Annotated in this window: 17 protein-coding genes and 1 riboswitch; of the genes, 15 read left to right on the top strand and 2 right to left on the bottom strand. The window is 40.7% G+C overall.

The window, feature by feature from the left end; all coding sequences use genetic code 11:
- Nucleotides 1-24 precede the first annotated feature (24 nt).
- The 3 genes from spoVAD (at nt 25) to lysA (ending at nt 3,960) form a co-directional block, all read left to right on the top strand.
- Nucleotides 25-1,032, top strand: coding sequence for a stage V sporulation protein AD (gene spoVAD, locus NSU02_RS12975; RefSeq protein ID WP_063388662.1), 1,008 nt, complete (start codon nt 25-27; stop codon nt 1,030-1,032).
- A 55-nt stretch (nt 1,033-1,087) separates the two neighbouring features.
- Complete coding sequence (locus tag NSU02_RS12970; protein ID WP_327855896.1) at nt 1,088-2,563, top strand: spore germination protein; 1,476 nt, start codon at nt 1,088-1,090, stop codon at nt 2,561-2,563.
- 74 nt (nt 2,564-2,637) lie between these two features.
- Complete coding sequence (gene lysA / locus NSU02_RS12965) at nt 2,638-3,960, top strand: diaminopimelate decarboxylase (RefSeq protein ID WP_066247674.1); 1,323 nt, start codon at nt 2,638-2,640, stop codon at nt 3,958-3,960.
- Between the two features lie 43 nt (nt 3,961-4,003).
- Here lysA and NSU02_RS12960 read toward each other — a convergent pair whose 3' ends face one another.
- Complete coding sequence (locus NSU02_RS12960) at nt 4,004-4,870, bottom strand: DUF1002 domain-containing protein (protein ID WP_094246160.1); 867 nt, start codon at nt 4,868-4,870, stop codon at nt 4,004-4,006.
- A gap of 163 nt (nt 4,871-5,033) precedes the next feature.
- Here NSU02_RS12960 and NSU02_RS12955 point away from each other — a divergent pair, with 163 nt between their 5' ends.
- From NSU02_RS12955 to NSU02_RS12930, 6 genes are all read left to right on the top strand, one after another.
- A complete protein-coding gene (locus tag NSU02_RS12955; RefSeq protein ID WP_063388640.1) occupies nt 5,034-5,471 on the top strand; it encodes a peptidylprolyl isomerase in 438 nt (145 codons plus the stop codon).
- Nucleotides 5,472-5,863: 392 nt separating this feature from the next.
- Nucleotides 5,864-6,015, top strand: a riboswitch (FMN riboswitch).
- 152 nt (nt 6,016-6,167) lie between these two features.
- Entirely contained in the window at nt 6,168-7,283 is a 1,116-nt protein-coding gene (ribD, locus tag NSU02_RS12950) for a bifunctional diaminohydroxyphosphoribosylaminopyrimidine deaminase/5-amino-6-(5-phosphoribosylamino)uracil reductase RibD (RefSeq protein WP_339193017.1), read from the top strand.
- Nucleotides 7,256-7,900 (top strand): riboflavin synthase, encoded by a 645-nt coding sequence (gene ribE / locus NSU02_RS12945; protein ID WP_094246158.1) that lies wholly within the window; start codon nt 7,256-7,258, stop codon nt 7,898-7,900. The genes ribD and ribE (NSU02_RS12945) overlap by 28 nt, the downstream gene beginning before the upstream one ends.
- Nucleotides 7,901-7,913: 13 nt before the next feature.
- On the top strand, nt 7,914-9,107 hold the full coding sequence (locus NSU02_RS12940; protein WP_063388637.1) for a bifunctional 3,4-dihydroxy-2-butanone-4-phosphate synthase/GTP cyclohydrolase II: 1,194 nt from the start codon (nt 7,914-7,916) through the stop codon (nt 9,105-9,107).
- Between the two features lie 21 nt (nt 9,108-9,128).
- The gene (gene ribE / locus NSU02_RS12935) at nt 9,129-9,599 is read left to right on the top strand and encodes a 6,7-dimethyl-8-ribityllumazine synthase (protein ID WP_063388660.1); all 471 of its coding nucleotides are present in this window, start codon (nt 9,129-9,131) and stop codon (nt 9,597-9,599) included.
- A 127-nt stretch (nt 9,600-9,726) separates the two neighbouring features.
- Entirely contained in the window at nt 9,727-10,095 is a 369-nt protein-coding gene (locus NSU02_RS12930) for a GNAT family N-acetyltransferase (RefSeq protein ID WP_063388636.1), read from the top strand.
- Here NSU02_RS12930 and NSU02_RS12925 read toward each other — a convergent pair whose 3' ends face one another.
- Nucleotides 10,096-10,620: a DUF309 domain-containing protein gene (locus NSU02_RS12925; RefSeq protein WP_311066290.1), complete on the bottom strand. Its 525-nt coding sequence runs from the start codon at nt 10,618-10,620 to the stop codon at nt 10,096-10,098. It abuts the gene before it with no gap.
- Between the two features lie 184 nt (nt 10,621-10,804).
- Between NSU02_RS12925 and NSU02_RS12920 the strand changes: the two genes are divergently transcribed.
- The 6 genes from NSU02_RS12920 (at nt 10,805) to NSU02_RS12895 (ending at nt 15,346) form a co-directional block, all read left to right on the top strand.
- The gene (locus NSU02_RS12920) at nt 10,805-11,569 is read left to right on the top strand and encodes a segregation/condensation protein A (RefSeq protein WP_063388634.1); all 765 of its coding nucleotides are present in this window, start codon (nt 10,805-10,807) and stop codon (nt 11,567-11,569) included.
- Entirely contained in the window at nt 11,550-12,134 is a 585-nt protein-coding gene (gene scpB, locus NSU02_RS12915; RefSeq protein WP_063388633.1) for an SMC-Scp complex subunit ScpB, read from the top strand. Before NSU02_RS12920 ends, scpB begins: the two co-directional genes overlap by 20 nt.
- A 124-nt stretch (nt 12,135-12,258) precedes the next feature.
- A complete protein-coding gene (locus tag NSU02_RS12910; RefSeq protein ID WP_339193016.1) occupies nt 12,259-13,389 on the top strand; it encodes a D-alanyl-D-alanine carboxypeptidase family protein in 1,131 nt (376 codons plus the stop codon).
- Nucleotides 13,386-13,976, top strand: coding sequence for a nucleoside recognition domain-containing protein (locus NSU02_RS12905; protein ID WP_063388631.1), 591 nt, complete (start codon nt 13,386-13,388; stop codon nt 13,974-13,976). Before NSU02_RS12910 ends, NSU02_RS12905 begins: the two co-directional genes overlap by 4 nt.
- A gap of 2 nt (nt 13,977-13,978) precedes the next feature.
- Complete coding sequence (locus NSU02_RS12900) at nt 13,979-14,509, top strand: spore maturation protein (RefSeq protein WP_063388630.1); 531 nt, start codon at nt 13,979-13,981, stop codon at nt 14,507-14,509.
- Between the two features lie 99 nt (nt 14,510-14,608).
- Entirely contained in the window at nt 14,609-15,346 is a 738-nt protein-coding gene (locus NSU02_RS12895; RefSeq protein WP_339193015.1) for a pseudouridine synthase, read from the top strand.
- The last annotated feature ends 72 nt before the right edge of the window (nt 15,347-15,418 follow it).

Raw genomic sequence — 15,418 nt, 5'->3', positions numbered from 1 at the left:
TATGATCGGAGGAAACATAGCATGATGCGGTTAACGGGAAAGCAAACATGGGTGTTTCAGCATAAATTGTTTGTCAATAAAACGGCAACTGTCGTTGGGCCGAAGGAAGCGAAAGGACCGCTTAAGGAAACATTTGATGCTCATTTTGATGATATGTACTGCGGTGCGCCGTCTTGGGAATTGGCCGAGCGGAATTTAATGGAGCAGGCGATCAGCCGCTGTTTAAAAAAAGCTGAATTAAAGGAAGAGGATATTGATTTGTTTTTGGCGGGGGATTTATTGAACCAAAATGCTACATCGAACTATACAGCTAGAATGCTCAATATTCCGCTGTTATGTATGTACGGGGCCTGTTCGACTTCAATGGAAACAGTCGCTGCGGCATGCGCGCTGATCGATGGGGGGTTCGCGAACAAAATTATCGCTGCCACAAGCAGCCATTATGGCGCAGCTGAAAAGCAGTTTCGGCATCCAACGAATTTCGGCGGACAAAAACCAGAAACAGCGACGACAACCGTAACAGGGGCAGGTGCTGTATTAATCAGCAAAGACGAAAGTGAGATTGCCATAACGGCTGCAACGATCGGCAAGGTGATCGATGTTGGCAGGAAAAACCCTTATGATATGGGGTCCGCAATGGCGCCGGCAGCTGCAGATACAATTAAGCAGCACTTTCGTGATTTAAATCGGACTCCTTCTGACTACGATTTAATTCTTACCGGCGATCTTTCGGGAGTCGGCAGTCCGAAGCTGAAGGAATTATTGCTTGAGGATGGGTACGACATCCGAGGCAACCATTCAGATTGCGGGCTGTTAATTTTTCATCCAGCACAAAGAGCATTTGCCGGCGGGAGCGGATGTGCTTGTTCAGCAGTTGTAACTTACGGCCACATATTCCAAGAAATGAAAAAAGGGAATTTAAAACGAGTATTGATGGTGGCAACCGGGGCTCTGTTAAGTAAAACGATGATCAAGCTGAACGAATCGATCCCGGCCATAGCTCACGGAGTAGTTTTTGAAAGACAGAGATAGAAAGGCGGGAAAAGGTGAGCTGAACATGAATGATGAAGAGAAAGGATTCGATAGCATGACGAAATTAACCGATCAAGAAAAAAGTCAAATCTCTCCCAAGCTGCAAGATACCGAAAAATTTTTTCGAGATCATATTGGCTTAGGAACAAGCTTTGATTTAGGCGTGCGCAAATTTATGCTTCTCGGAAAACAAGTGCATTTATATTATGTGACAGGACTTTGCGATTCACTTTATGTCATCGAACTGATCAAGGAGCTTTTGAAAATCAATGATCATGAAACGGAAGCCAATCGTTTAAAGGAAATTGTCAAAAACCGTCTCGTTCATCAGCAAGTAACATTGGTTCAAACGCTTGATGAAGCAGTCGATCAAGTGTTGTCAGGCTTAGTCGTTTTTTTTGTCGAAGACAGCGATTTTGCTTTTGTTGTCGATGTCCGCAACTATCCTGGAAGACAGCCGGAAGAGCCGGATACGGAAAAAGTGATCCGCGGCGCACGTGACGGTTTTGTGGAAAATATCGTTGTCAACACGGGACTGATTCGGAGAAGAATAAGGGACGAACGTCTGAGATATGAAATCATGAAAATCGGCGAGCGATCAAAAACCGACATTGCGATCGCGTATTTGGAAGATGTGGCGGATCCAGGATTAATTGAAGTGATCAAAAAGGAGTTAAAAACGATAAAGATTGACGGGCTTCCAATGGCAGATAAAACAATTGAAGAATTTTTAGTAAAGCAAGGCTTTAATCCGTTTCCGCTTGTCCGCTATACGGAAAGAGCGGATGTCGCTGCAGTTCATTTGCTGGAAGGACATGTCATTATTCTTGTTGACACGTCCCCGAGTGTCATTATTACGCCAACTACTTTTTTTCACCATGTTCAGCACGCCGAAGAATACCGTCAGGCGCCAGCGGCCGGAACGTTTGTCAGATGGGTGCGCTTTTTTGGCATGCTAGCTTCTATTTATTTGCTTCCTCTTTGGATGCTGTATGTAGTGCAGCCGTCTTTACTGCCGGAGGCTATATCTTACATCGGACCAAACAAAGAAAAAAATATTCCGATTGTTGTTCAAATTTTTCTTGCTGACATAGGGATTGAGCTTTTAAGAATGGCAGCCATTCATACACCGACAGCTCTTTCAGTGGCGATGGGTTTAATTGCAGCAGTTCTCATAGGACAAATTGCCATCGATGTCGGTTTGTTTTCGCCGGAAGTTATTTTGTACGTTTCCATTGCGGCGGTCGGTACTTTTGCAACCCCGAGCTATGAATTGAGCGTAGCCAATAAAATCGTTCGTTTTGTATTGCTGCTATTAGTAGTGATCTTTAAAGTGCCCGGATTAGTGATCGGCTGCACACTGTTCATCCTTTTCCTTGCCAGCATTCGATCGTTAAATACGCCTTATTTATGGCCGTTTATCCCTTTTAATCCTCAAGCCTTTTGGCAGATCATCGTCAGGTCGTCGGTGCCTCATATAAAAGTAAGGCCAAGCATTGTTCATCCGCAGAACGTAAAAAAGCAGCCTTAAAAAAATTTGAAAGAGAAAATGTTTTATGGTAATGTATTTTTAACTTTTACGTTCACGAAAGCGGGGGCTAGTCTTTGTATTTACAGGGAACAAGTAAAATCAACCAGTTAGGGCATTTAGAAATCGGCGGTGTCGATACAGTTGAACTTGCCAAACAGTATGGGACACCGTTATATGTATACGATGTCGCACTCATTCGCGAACGAGCCCGTTCTTTTAAAAATACATTTGAATCATTAGGAGTTCCATATCAAGTTGCTTATGCAAGCAAAGCCTTTTCTTCCATTGCAATGGTGCAGCTTGCAAATGAGGAAGGGCTTTCTCTTGATGTCGTTTCAGGCGGTGAACTGTATACGGCATTAAAAGCAGGATTTCCTCCGGAAAAAATTCATTTTCATGGAAACAATAAAAGCATCGACGAGCTTGCAATGGCTCTGGAGGCAAATATCGGTTGCATTGTGATTGATAATTTTTATGAAATTGATGTTTTATCTTCTCTTTGCCAGCAAATGAATAAAAAAGTTGCGGTGTTGCTTCGCGTTACACCAGGCGTCGAGGCACATACACATGATTACATTACAACCGGGCAGGAAGATTCGAAATTTGGATTCGACCTTCATAATGGTCAAATCGAAAAAGCGATTGAGCTTGTAAAAAATCAATCGCATTTACAGCTATTAGGAATCCATTGCCATATCGGTTCGCAAATTTTTGGCACTGAAGGATTTGTTTTAGCAGCAGGAAAGATTTTTGGGAAAATTTCTATTTGGAAAGAGAAGTTTCAGTTTGTTCCGAAAGTTGTAAACTTAGGGGGAGGATTCGGAATTCGATATACGAAAGAGGATGATCCTCTGCCAATGAATGTATATGTTGAAAAAATGGTGGAAGTTGTGAAAGGACACTCTGAGAAGCTTCAAATTCCTCTCCCTGAAATATGGATTGAGCCAGGACGCTCTCTCGTCGGGGATGCAGGAACAACCTTGTACTCGATAGGATCTCAAAAGGTCGTCCCTAACATACGCAAATATGTTGCGGTGGACGGAGGCATGAGCGACAACATCCGGCCTGCTTTGTACCAGGCAAAATACGAGGGGGCTCTTGCCAACCGGATGAATGACGAATGTTCTGAGACTGTATCGATTGCAGGAAAATGCTGCGAAAGCGGGGACATGCTCATTTGGGATTTATCCCTTCCTACCGTAAAAGCAGGCGATATATTAGCTGTTTTTTGCACGGGAGCTTACGGATATTCTATGGCAAATAATTATAACCGGATCGCTCGGCCTGCTGTTGTATTTGTTGAAAACGGCGAAGCGAGACTTGTCGTCAAAAGGGAAACATACGAGGATTTAGTCAGTCTCGATTTGCCTTTAAAAGCGGAAGTCGGTCAACCGTAAACGAAAAACGGCGTCTCAACATTAGTTGAAGACGCCTTTTTCATTATTGGAAAAACGATGCGATGGCATCAATGATCGAAGAAAAGAATTCTTTCAATTTTTGCAAAAAGCTTTGTCCTTCTTCGGATTCGAGAAATTTAGAAATTTTGTCTTTTGCTTTGTCAAGCTGGTTTCCGACTTCATCCCAATTGATATTGACGTTAATCATATTGTTAAATAAGAGGATTAAATTGTTTATATCATCTTCGGAAAGATTTATTTGCAAATCTTTTGCTGCTTGTTCAATCATTTCTCTTAGCTCTTGGTCATTTTTCGGAACGCCGTTTTCGGACATCTGTTCTTTTACTTTTGCAATTAATGCCGAAGCATTTTCGTCACCAATCTTATCTCCAAGCTTTGCTGTTTCCACCAGCTCTTGGTTGGCGACCTGTTTCACGTCTTCAGGGATCGCTTTATCAGTCGAAACTTCATAAGCTTTTATCAACCCTGTTAAAGCGGCTGTTCCGGAAACTTCAAAAGGCGCGGTGACATAAACATTTGCATCTTTGACACCAGCTGTCATGAGCGCATTTAAGTACATTTCATCCGTGACCCAGTTTATGTTGTTTGTTTGGACTTCTAAACCAGATCCCTTTTTCTCAATTTGTATTTTGGAAGAAGAAATCGCTTTTGAACCGATTTGCGCTTTCGGAATATAATCCCCTAAATATTTGTGCTCCTCTTCGTTTGTCACGGTGACCGTTTGCACGTTATCTGGTACGTCCATTTCCTTTAAGAGATCCTGCTTTTGCTGCTCCGTTAAATCGCTGCCTAACGTGACAATAACATCTCCAACAACAGAATCAGCAAAACTAGTAGTTGGTGTTGCCAATCCAATAGCAAGTAATATGGATAAAACGATTTTTTTCATCACTTAACCTCCTAAGCGAACATGACTTCGAATATATGATATAGAGTGCAAAAACTTTCATCCATTTAAGACGTATATATATACTAAAACGTTTCATCTGTATTTTATGTTTTACTCTATGATAAAATAAAGAGAAAATTTTTTCATGAAAGGGAGCTGTTTTATGAGCAAAAAAGGCTACATTTTAATGGAAAACGGAGAAAAAATTGAATTTGAGCTTTTTCCGAATGAAGCTCCAAATACAGTGAAGAACTTTGAAAAACTTGCGAATTCAGGCTTTTATGACGGTTTGACTTTTCATCGTGTTATTCCAGGGTTTGTAAGCCAAGGCGGATGTCCGAATGGCAACGGCACTGGTAATGCAGGATATACGATCAAATGCGAAACAGATGGCAATCCACATAAACATGTAACCGGCGCCATTTCTATGGCTCACGCAGGCAGGGATACAGGCTCTTGTCAATTTTTTATCGTTCATGAACCTCAGCCTCACTTGGATGGAGTTCATACTGTTTTTGGCCAAGTAACTTCAGGCATGGAAACTGTGTTGAGCATGAAAAACGGAGATGTAATGAAAAAAGTAGAAGTGTATGAAAATTAAATTCCTCTTTCAAATAGAAAGGGATGTACAAAATGAGAATGAAAAACTGGATATTATTTATTGTTCTTGTTGTATTGAGCATTATTTGGGGACTCGTCTATTGGATGTTCATTGCTGACTAGCTGAATACCGCTCAGCTTTAGTTGATAATATAATTTTTGTAGATGCGGTCAAGTGTAGGAGAGAAATAATCGATAAAAAGGCACTTTTTCATATTGTTCAAAGATTGCTTTCTTGACAGAAGACCGTTTGAAGGGAGATAATAGTAAAATAATTGGCTGTTTTCTTCAGCTTTGTTTCTTTTTCAAAAACTCGTGAATGCTTCAAAATGGAAGGTGGGAAGCAAGAGGAAGCAGCCGTTTTTCCCATTGAAAATAACATAAAATGAATGATGCATCCTTCGGGGCAGGGTGAAATTCCCGACCGGCGGTGATAAAAGCTTTTAAGCTTTTTTAGCCCGTGACCCGCATTGGCGGAACGCCTTTGCGGTGGATCTGGTGAAAATCCAGAGCCGACAGTATAGTCTGGATGGGAGAAGGATCACTTTTGAAGGTGAGGAGTATAAACTGTTCAAAAAGAACAGATTTTATACTCTTATTTGAGTATACCTTCTTTTCGTTAAAGTGATCATCAAGCCCTGGGGGAACAAACCCGGGGCTTTTGTTTTGAAATCAACAAAAGGGAGGTGTGTCCTTTATGAATGACGAAAAATGGATGGAATTTGCCTTTCAGCTAGCGAAACAAGCAATCGGACAAACGAGCCCTAACCCGTTGGTGGGAGCGGTCGTTGTGAAGGATGGGGAACTGATCGGGTTTGGAGCGCATTTAAAGGCTGGGGAACCCCATGCGGAAGTTCATGCTTTAAATATGGCTGGGGAAAAGGCAAGAGGTGCAACGCTGTACGTCACGCTTGAACCTTGCAGTCATTTTGGCAAAACTCCTCCCTGCTCTGAGCTTATTATCAAAAGAGGGATTAAACGGGTCGTTGTAGCTGCTTTGGATCCGAATCCTCTCGTAAGTGGACGCGGTGTGAAAGCTTTGCAAGATGCTGGAATCGATGTGGAAGCCGGGATATTGCAAAAAAATGGACATGAACTTAACAAAGTTTTCTTTCATTACATTCAAACAAACACTCCGTTTGTCACATTAAAATATGCCGCAACATTCGATGGGAAAATTGCTACAAAAATAGGTGACAGCAAGTGGATTACCGGAGAGGAAGCAAGACAGGATGTGCACCGTTACAGAGAAATACACGACGGCATTTTAGTGGGTGTTAATACAATTATAAAAGACAATCCAAGTCTGACTTGTCGGCTGCCGGATCGCAAACGAACACCGATACGGATTATTTTAGATACCCATCTGCGAATTCCGCTGGATGCCAATGTGATAACTGACAAGGAAGCAGAAACTTGGGTCATTTGCCAAGACGGGGATCTCAATAAAAAAGCGGAACTGAAAAAATTAGGAATAGAAGTGTTGACTTTACATGATCAATGGAATATCCCAAATATTTTAAAAATATTAGGCGAGCGAGGCATCACCTCCCTGTTCGTTGAAGGAGGAGCAAGAGTCCATGCTTCATTTTTAAAAGCGGAAGCAGTGAATGAATTAATCGTGTATTTTGCACCCAAAATATTGGGAGACCCTGAAGGAATATCAGCCGTGATGGGCGATGAAGCATTAAAGATGAGCATGGCACATTCATTTGAAATTCAGTCCGTTACGAAAATAGGAGAAGATGTGAAAATTGTCTCCGTTCCGAAAAGAGGTGGACAAGATTGTTTACTGGAATCATTGAAGAAATAGGGGAAATCAAATCAGTAAAAGGAACGAATCAAGCAGTAATTTTAGAAATTTATGCAAAAAACATTTTGCAAGATGTAAAAATAGGCGACAGCATTGCCGTCAACGGAGTCTGTTTAACGGTCACCGACTTTGAATCGAATTATTTTTCTGTGGATGTCATGCCTGAGACGATGGCGGCAACGACATTAGGTACATTAAAAACCGGATCAAAGGTGAATTTGGAAAGGGCAATGGCTGTTGGCGACCGATTTGGCGGCCACATCGTTTCAGGACATGTTGATGGCGTTGGCACGATCGTCAAAAAAGAAAGAAAGGAAAATGCTGTTTATTATCAAATTAAAGCTCCTAAAGATTTGCTTTATTACATGATATTAAAAGGTTCAGTTGCAGTTGACGGAACGAGTTTAACCATTTTTGGCTTAACAGAACAAACCTTTACGATTTCGATTATTCCTCACACATATTCAGAAACAATTATTGGGGAAAAGGAGATAGGCGATAAGGTCAATATTGAATGTGATTTGATCGGGAAATATTTAGAAAAGTTTGCTCGCAAAGAGGCGCCAACCGGAATTACCGTTGATTTTTTGCAAAAGCACGGTTTTTACAGTGAATAGAGGTGATAGAATAATGTTTCATTCCATTGAGGATGCCATCGCAGATTTAAAACAGGGGAAAGTGATCATTGTCGTGGATGATGAGAATCGGGAAAACGAAGGAGATTTTGTCGGTCTAGCTGAGTTTTCCACCCCTGAAATGATCAATTTTATGATTTCAAAAGGAAAAGGTCTCGTCTGTGTGCCGATCACGGAATCGTTAGCGCACCGTTTGCAGCTTCACCCTATGGTAGCGGAAAATACAGATTTGCACCAAACCGCGTTTACTGTCAGCATCGATCATCAAACAACAACGACGGGAATCAGCGCATATGAGCGAGCTAAAACGATTCAGTCGCTCATTCAGCCGGATGCAAGGGCGGAGGATTTTAAAAGACCCGGACATGTTTTCCCGTTGATTGCAAAGAACGAAGGAGTATTAAAAAGAGCCGGCCACACGGAAGCAGCCGTTGATTTGGCAAAGCTGGCAGGATGCTTTCCAGCTGGCGTCATTTGTGAAATTATTAATGAAGACGGAACAATGGCTCGGGTTCCTCAATTAAAAGAAATAGCGGAACAATACAATTTAAAAATGATCACGATTCAAGATTTAATTCAATACCGCAGAAAACGGGAGGAATTAATCAAAAAAGAAGTGGAAATCGAGCTTCCGACAGGTTTTGGCCGTTTTAAAGCCATCGGTTATACCAGCTTGTATGATGGAAAAGAGCATATTGCGCTGGTGAAGGGTGAAATTAAGCCGGAGCATCCCGTTTTAGTTAGAATCCATTCAGAATGCCTGACAGGAGACGTCTTTCATTCTCACAGATGCGACTGCGGCCCGCAGCTTCATTCTGCATTGAGTGAAATTGAAAAAGAAGGAAGCGGAATTTTGCTCTATTTGCGCCAAGAAGGCAGGGGGATCGGGCTAATAAATAAATTGAAAGCATATAAGCTTCAAGAAAAAGGTTATGATACGGTCGAAGCAAATGAGGAACTCGGCTTTCAGCCGGATCAAAGAGAATATGCTGTTGCAGCACAGATGCTGAAGGATATTGGAGCCAAGTCTATTCGTTTAATGACAAACAATCCGAGAAAAATGAAAGAAATGCAAGAATACGGACTTGAAATATTGGAGCGGGTTCCAATTGAAATACCGGCAAACAAGGATAATGAAAAATATTTGAAAACAAAAAAATCGAAACTAGGACATCTACTTCATATTTAGCGGGAGGTTATACTAATGAGCATAAACAAAATTGAAGGACATTTAGTCGGAAAAGATTTGAAAATCGGAATTGTCGTATCAAGATTTAATGAATTTATTACAAGCAAGCTGTTAAGCGGAGCAATCGATGCTCTCATCCGCCACGGCGTTTCGGAAAGCGACATTGATGTTGCATGGGTTCCGGGGGCTTTTGAAATCCCGCTTGTATCCAAAAAACTGGCTGAGTCCAAAAAATACGATGCGGTCATTGCCTTAGGAACAGTTATCCGTGGATCCACTACGCATTACGATTACGTATGCAATGAAGCGGCAAAAGGGATTGCGAACGCTTCTCTGCAAACAGGAGTGCCGGTAATATTTGGCGTCGTCACGACGGAAAATATCGAGCAAGCGATTGAACGAGCAGGAACGAAAGCGGGCAATAAAGGCTGGGACGCAGCACTATCGGCAATTGAAATGGCAAATTTAATCAAATCCCTCGCCCAACTTTAAAGAAAACAGTTTAAAATTCATAAGAAAATGTATATAATGTTAAGAGCAATATGATAAATGGGATTCAACACCAGTTGCCCATAAAATCTTTCTTGAAAGAATGTTATATATTAACGAGGGATCCAGCATGTTAGTTCGATATAAGAAAGCTTTTGAAAAAATTGCGATGGGGCTTCTTTCCTTTATGCCGAGTGAAAAGGATTTAAAGCAGCTCCAGCAAACGATGAAAACGTATGAAAATGACGAAAATTGGCAGCTTTTCTTATGGAAGGAAGAAGATGTTATCGGAGTGATCGGCGTTGAATTGAAAGATAAAGGAATAGTGGAAATTCAGCATATTTGCGTAAACCCGTCCCATCGTCATGAAGGAATCGGCAAAAAAATGATCAATGCCGTAAAAGAGCTATATAAAGATAAACATGTTATTCCTAGCGAACAAATTCAATCCTTTTTTGAAAAATGCGACCATGAACAATTGGAAAAAGAAGAGAGCTGATCACTCTCTTCTTTTTCTTTTTTTATGCCAATTTTTCAATCTCTCCTCAATGATGTCCGTTCGATCCCTTGTTTTATGTTTATGTATTAAAAAAACGTTTGAAATATCGCTAGGCTCACCGAACGTTTTTCCTCGTTCCTTTGCCGTTGTTAAGCAAATTTCGTAAAGGTTTTGATCAAAAATCGGCAGCTGAATGCTTTTATATGGTTCTCTTTTTTGAATTCGACCAAAAGTGTCTTGTAAAATATGTAAGAGCTGTTCATCATCCAAACCGAGTTTGTTAAGAGACGCCGTTTCATTTTTTAAAATGCGAATAGCATTTTTCATCATCCGTTCAGCACCATTGAAATTTTTTCTCCTGTAATGATAAAAGCTAACGGCAATTTGTATGAGCCCGACCCAGATTTGTTTTCTCTCTTCTTTAGGATCTTTTTTCCACAATTCTTCTAAAATTTCATGACATTCAAAATAATCCCGGTCACAATGAAAATGATATAAAAACTCAATATATTCAGGTGGGTACATGTTGAGAAAACTCCTTTTTTCTACTATATATGTTATAGTTTATGAAAATGGCTGCAAAAAAGAAAGTATTCATGCCTGATTTAAAAATAAACAAAAATGAGCTTTGTTGAAAAAGAGTATTGGATGTATTTTTCTATTGGTCTATACTAAAAATTAGCCATTTATCGAGGGTGATGATCAGGTAATGTATCTAGTAAAGTTAGAAGCTTTTGAAGGTCCGTTAGATTTGCTTTTGCATTTAATTCATCGTTTAGAAATTGATATATATGATATCCCTGTCAGCGAAATAACAGAACAGTATATGGAATATATTCACACGATGCAGGAGCTTGAGCTGGATGTTGCCAGTGAATATTTAGTGATGGCAGCCACATTATTGTCGATTAAAAGCAAAATGCTCCTTCCAAGACAGGAGGAAGAGTGGTCAGACGAGGAAATCATCGAAGAAGAGCAGTCCGATCCGAGAGATGAGCTTGTTACCCGTTTAATTGAATACAAGAAATATAAAGAAGCGGCAGTAAAGCTGAAAGAACTGGAAAGTGAACGGGCGCTTGTCTATACGAAGCCTCCAAGCGACTTGAGCGAATATTTGGAGGAAAAAGAGCCGATTTTGCAAAAAGGAAACGTAACGGTTTATGATATGATCGCTGCCTTTCAAAAAATGCTAAAACGAAAAAAAATTGAAAAGCCAATCGAACGAACCGTAGCAAAAGAAGAAATCCCGATCGAAAAACGAATGAAGGAAATGATCATGGAGCTGAAGGCATCGAAAAAGAAAAAGGAGTTTCACGATTTCTTTCCAGCTGACAGGAAGGATTATATGGTCGTGACTTTTTTAGCTTTGCTTCAGCTGATGAAAAATGAATACGTTCATGTAGAACAAGAACATAATTTTTCAGAAATTTATATTTACGGGAGTGAAAAGCTGCATGAGTTTAGGGATTATTGAATGGAAATCCATTTTGGAAGGGCTCTTATTTGCGGCTGGAGACGAAGGCCTTTCCATCAAGCAATTAACTTCCGTTCTTGAAATTGACGAAGCAACGGTTTTAAGTATTATTGAAGATTTAAAAGAGGAATACCAAAAAAAAGAACGGGGGATCGACCTTGTAGAAGTAGCAGGGGTTTACCAGCTCACAACCAAAAAGGAGCATGCACCATATTTAAAGCGGCTGATGGAAACTCCTATGAACCAATCACTCTCTCAGGCTGCGCTTGAAACATTGGCCATTATCGCTTATAAACAGCCGATTACCCGGATTGAAATAGAAGAAATTAGAGGGGTAAAGTCAGAAAGGCCGATCCGGACCCTTTTAGCGAAAGGGCTTATTCAAGAAGTCGGCAGAGAAGAGGGAGTGGGAAGAGCTATTTTATACGGAACGACAAAAGAGTTTCTTGAATATTTCGGATTAAAAACGATCGAAGAATTGCCTTCATTGACAGAGATCGAGAATGAAGAGCATTTTATTCAAGAAGAGGCAGATTTATTCTTTGAAAAATTAAATAACTTGTAAGTCGTCTCAGGCGGCAGTCTGAGACTTATTTTTATTTCACATTCTTTCAAATTCCGTTCATACGGTTGTCTTCTTTGCATAAACTTGTACAAAACGAATCGAATAAAGGGACGTGAAAGCATTAATGAACAAATGGACATCACGTATTAATGTATTCATTCTTTTTATATTGATAGGCCATTTTTTTATCCCGACAGCTCATGCAACTCATACGATTGAAGTTAGTGCAGAAAGCGCCATATTAATGGATCAGGAGAGCGGCCGGATCCTTTTTGAAAAAAACCCACATAAAAAAATGCGCATTGCAAGCATTACGAAAATCATGACGGCGATTTTAGCAATTGAATCAGGAAAAATGGATCAAAATGTGACTGTCAGTGACCGCGCTGTCCGAACTGAAGGGTCTTCCATATATCTTAAGCAAAAGCAAAAGGTGAAGCTGGAAGATTTGGTTTATGGTCTTATGCTAAGGTCCGGAAATGACGCTGCGGTGGCGATTGCTGAATTTGTCGGAGGCAGTTTAGATGGTTTCGTATTTATGATGAACGAAAAAGCGAAGGAAATCGGCATGACAAATACTGAATTTGCCAACCCGCACGGTTTGGATGATCACGAAAACCACTATTCTACCGCATATGATATGGCTCTTTTAACGAAATACGCCATGGAGAATGAAACGTTCCGCAAAATATTTGGAACAAAAGTTTATAAAAAAGACGGATTTCAGTGGAAAAATAAAAACAAACTTTTAAATTTATATGAATATTGTACAGGCGGTAAAACCGGGTACACAAAGAGGGCAAATAGAACATTAGTCTCCACTGCGGAAAAAGATGATTTACATTTAATTGCTGTTACGCTAAATGCTCCCGATGATTGGAACGACCATATGTCGATGTTTAACAGCGCGTTCAGCGAATATGATCAAGTGACGATCAAAAAAGAAGGATACCTTGCCATTGACAACAAGTTTTACAAAGACCGCATCTTCATTAATCGCGACATTGTTTATCCGCTGATGGAGGAAGAAAAAAACAAAATAAACATCCGTTTATTCCTAACAAAACCGAAGGCTTCGTGGAAGAACCATCCTGAAAAGGTTCCAGAAAAAGTAGGAACATTGAGAGTGTTGCTCGATGGCGAAACGATTGAAGAAGTGCCGATCTATTTTGAAAACGGTGATGTAGAGCCTCCGCATGGCTGGTTTGGAAAGATGATCGATCTATTTTTTGATATGCTGGGTGTTTCCGCATGATTCATATTATTTGGGTTGCCTTAACTTTGATCGGCGTCGTATTTGCAATGTTCAACGGAACAATGGAGGAAGTGAATAAAGCCGTCTTTTCAGGTGCAAAAGAGGGTGTCACCATTGCCTTTGGCTTCATCAGCGTGCTTGTATTTTGGTTAGGCTTAATGAATATTGCGGAGAAAAGCGGTCTGTTAGAAAAGCTAGGGAATCTGTTCAAACCGCTGATGAGGAGAATTTTTCCTGATGTTCCCCCTGAGCATCCTGCGATGGGCTACATGCTGTCAAACTTGCTCGCCAATATGTTTGGGCTAGGAAACGCAGCTACACCGTTGGGAATTAAGGCGATGGAGCAGCTGAAAAAATTGAACAAAAATAAAGACCAGGCGTCCAGAAGCATGATCACCTTTCTAGCATTAAATACAACTGGATTGACTCTTGTTCCAACAACTGTAATTTCTATACGAATGACATACGGTTCGCATAATCCGACTGATATTGTCGTGCCAACGCTTCTGTCGACTTTCTTTGCTACCATAGCCGCTATTATGATTGACCGCTATTTTTACTATTTACGAAAAAGAAAAGGAGAATAACGATGGTGTTCATTAGTGCTGTTTCGATATGGCTGATCCCATTGATCATCGGTTTTATTTTGTTGTACGGGACTTTTAAACGCATTCCAACTTATGAAGCGTTTGTTGAAGGTGGAAAAGAAGGAATCGAAATTTCTTTTTCCATTATTCCGTATCTTGTCGGCATGCTCGTGGCAGTGTCTGTTTTTCGCGCTTCAGGGGCTCTCGATTTTTTTATGGACCTGTTAAAACCGATGTTTCAAGCTATCCACGTCCCGGCGGAAATTGTTCCGCTGGCGTTAATTCGGCCCATCTCTGGAACAGCTTCGTTAGGAATTATGAGCGATTTAATTTCAATGCATGGAGCGGATTCGTTGATCGGCCGACTGGCAGCCACCATGCAAGGGAGCACAGACACGACTTTGTATATCATTACAGTATATTTCGGTGCTGTTGGGATCAAGCGAATGGGTGATGCGATAAAGGTTGGGCTGTTGGCGGATTTTGCAGCCATCCTTTCTTCCATAATAATTGTTACGCTCCTTTTCGGTTAAGCTTTAATGAGCTTAGCTTTTTTATTTGCAAAAAAATAAATGCGTTCATCTTGTGTAACGAGACCGAAAGAAGGTAATATTTTTAGAGAGGTGAGATCAATGGAACGATTGCAAAAGGTGATAGCGCGTTCGGGAATTGCTTCAAGAAGAAAAGCGGAGCAATTAATTTTGGACGGAAAAGTTACTGTAAATGGACAAGTTGTAACAGAGCTCGGAACAAAAGTATCTGACGAGGACAAGGTGGAGGTAAACGGGATTCCGGTAGAAAGGGAAGAACCGATTTATATTTTGTTTTATAAGCCTAGGGGAGTTATTTCGAGCGTGAAAGATGAAAAAGGGAGAAAAGTCGTCACCGATTACTTTCGAGATTTTGAGCAGCGCATCTTTCCGGTCGGCAGACTTGATTATGATACTTCAGGCCTTCTAATCCTGACAAACGATGGCGATTTTGCTAATTTGTTAATGCATCCACGATATGAAATTGATAAAGTGTATGTAGCGAAAGTTAAAGGAATTCCAGAAAGGAAAGAATTAAAACAACTGGAGCAAGGGATCATGCTGGAAGATGGAATGACAAAACCAGCAAAAGTCAAAATGCTTTCTTTAGATAAAAGAAAAAAAACGTGTATAATCGAAATTACCATTCATGAAGGAAGAAACCGGCAAATTAGAAGAATGTTTGATAAAATCGGCTTTCCTGTGCTGAAGCTGAAAAGAGAACGGTACGCATTTTTAGATTTAAAAGGGCTCCATCCGGGTACGTTCCGCGAAATTACTCCCCACGAGGTGAAGAGATTGCGGGCGCTGGCCCAGCACGGCAAGCATGCGAGAGTTTAGCCTAAAATCGGTTAAGCTTTCGCATTTATACCGACAAAACGTTGCAAACAATGTACTGCTTTAGGGGCTTAC

Origin of the sequence: Aeribacillus sp. FSL W8-0870, from assembly GCF_037963755.1 — a bacterium.
In the GTDB taxonomy this organism is placed as follows: Bacteria; Bacillota; Bacilli; order Bacillales; family Aeribacillaceae; genus Aeribacillus; species Aeribacillus composti.
Note: the sequence above shows the minus strand (reverse complement) of the source record. Positions and strands in the feature narration are given on the sequence as shown.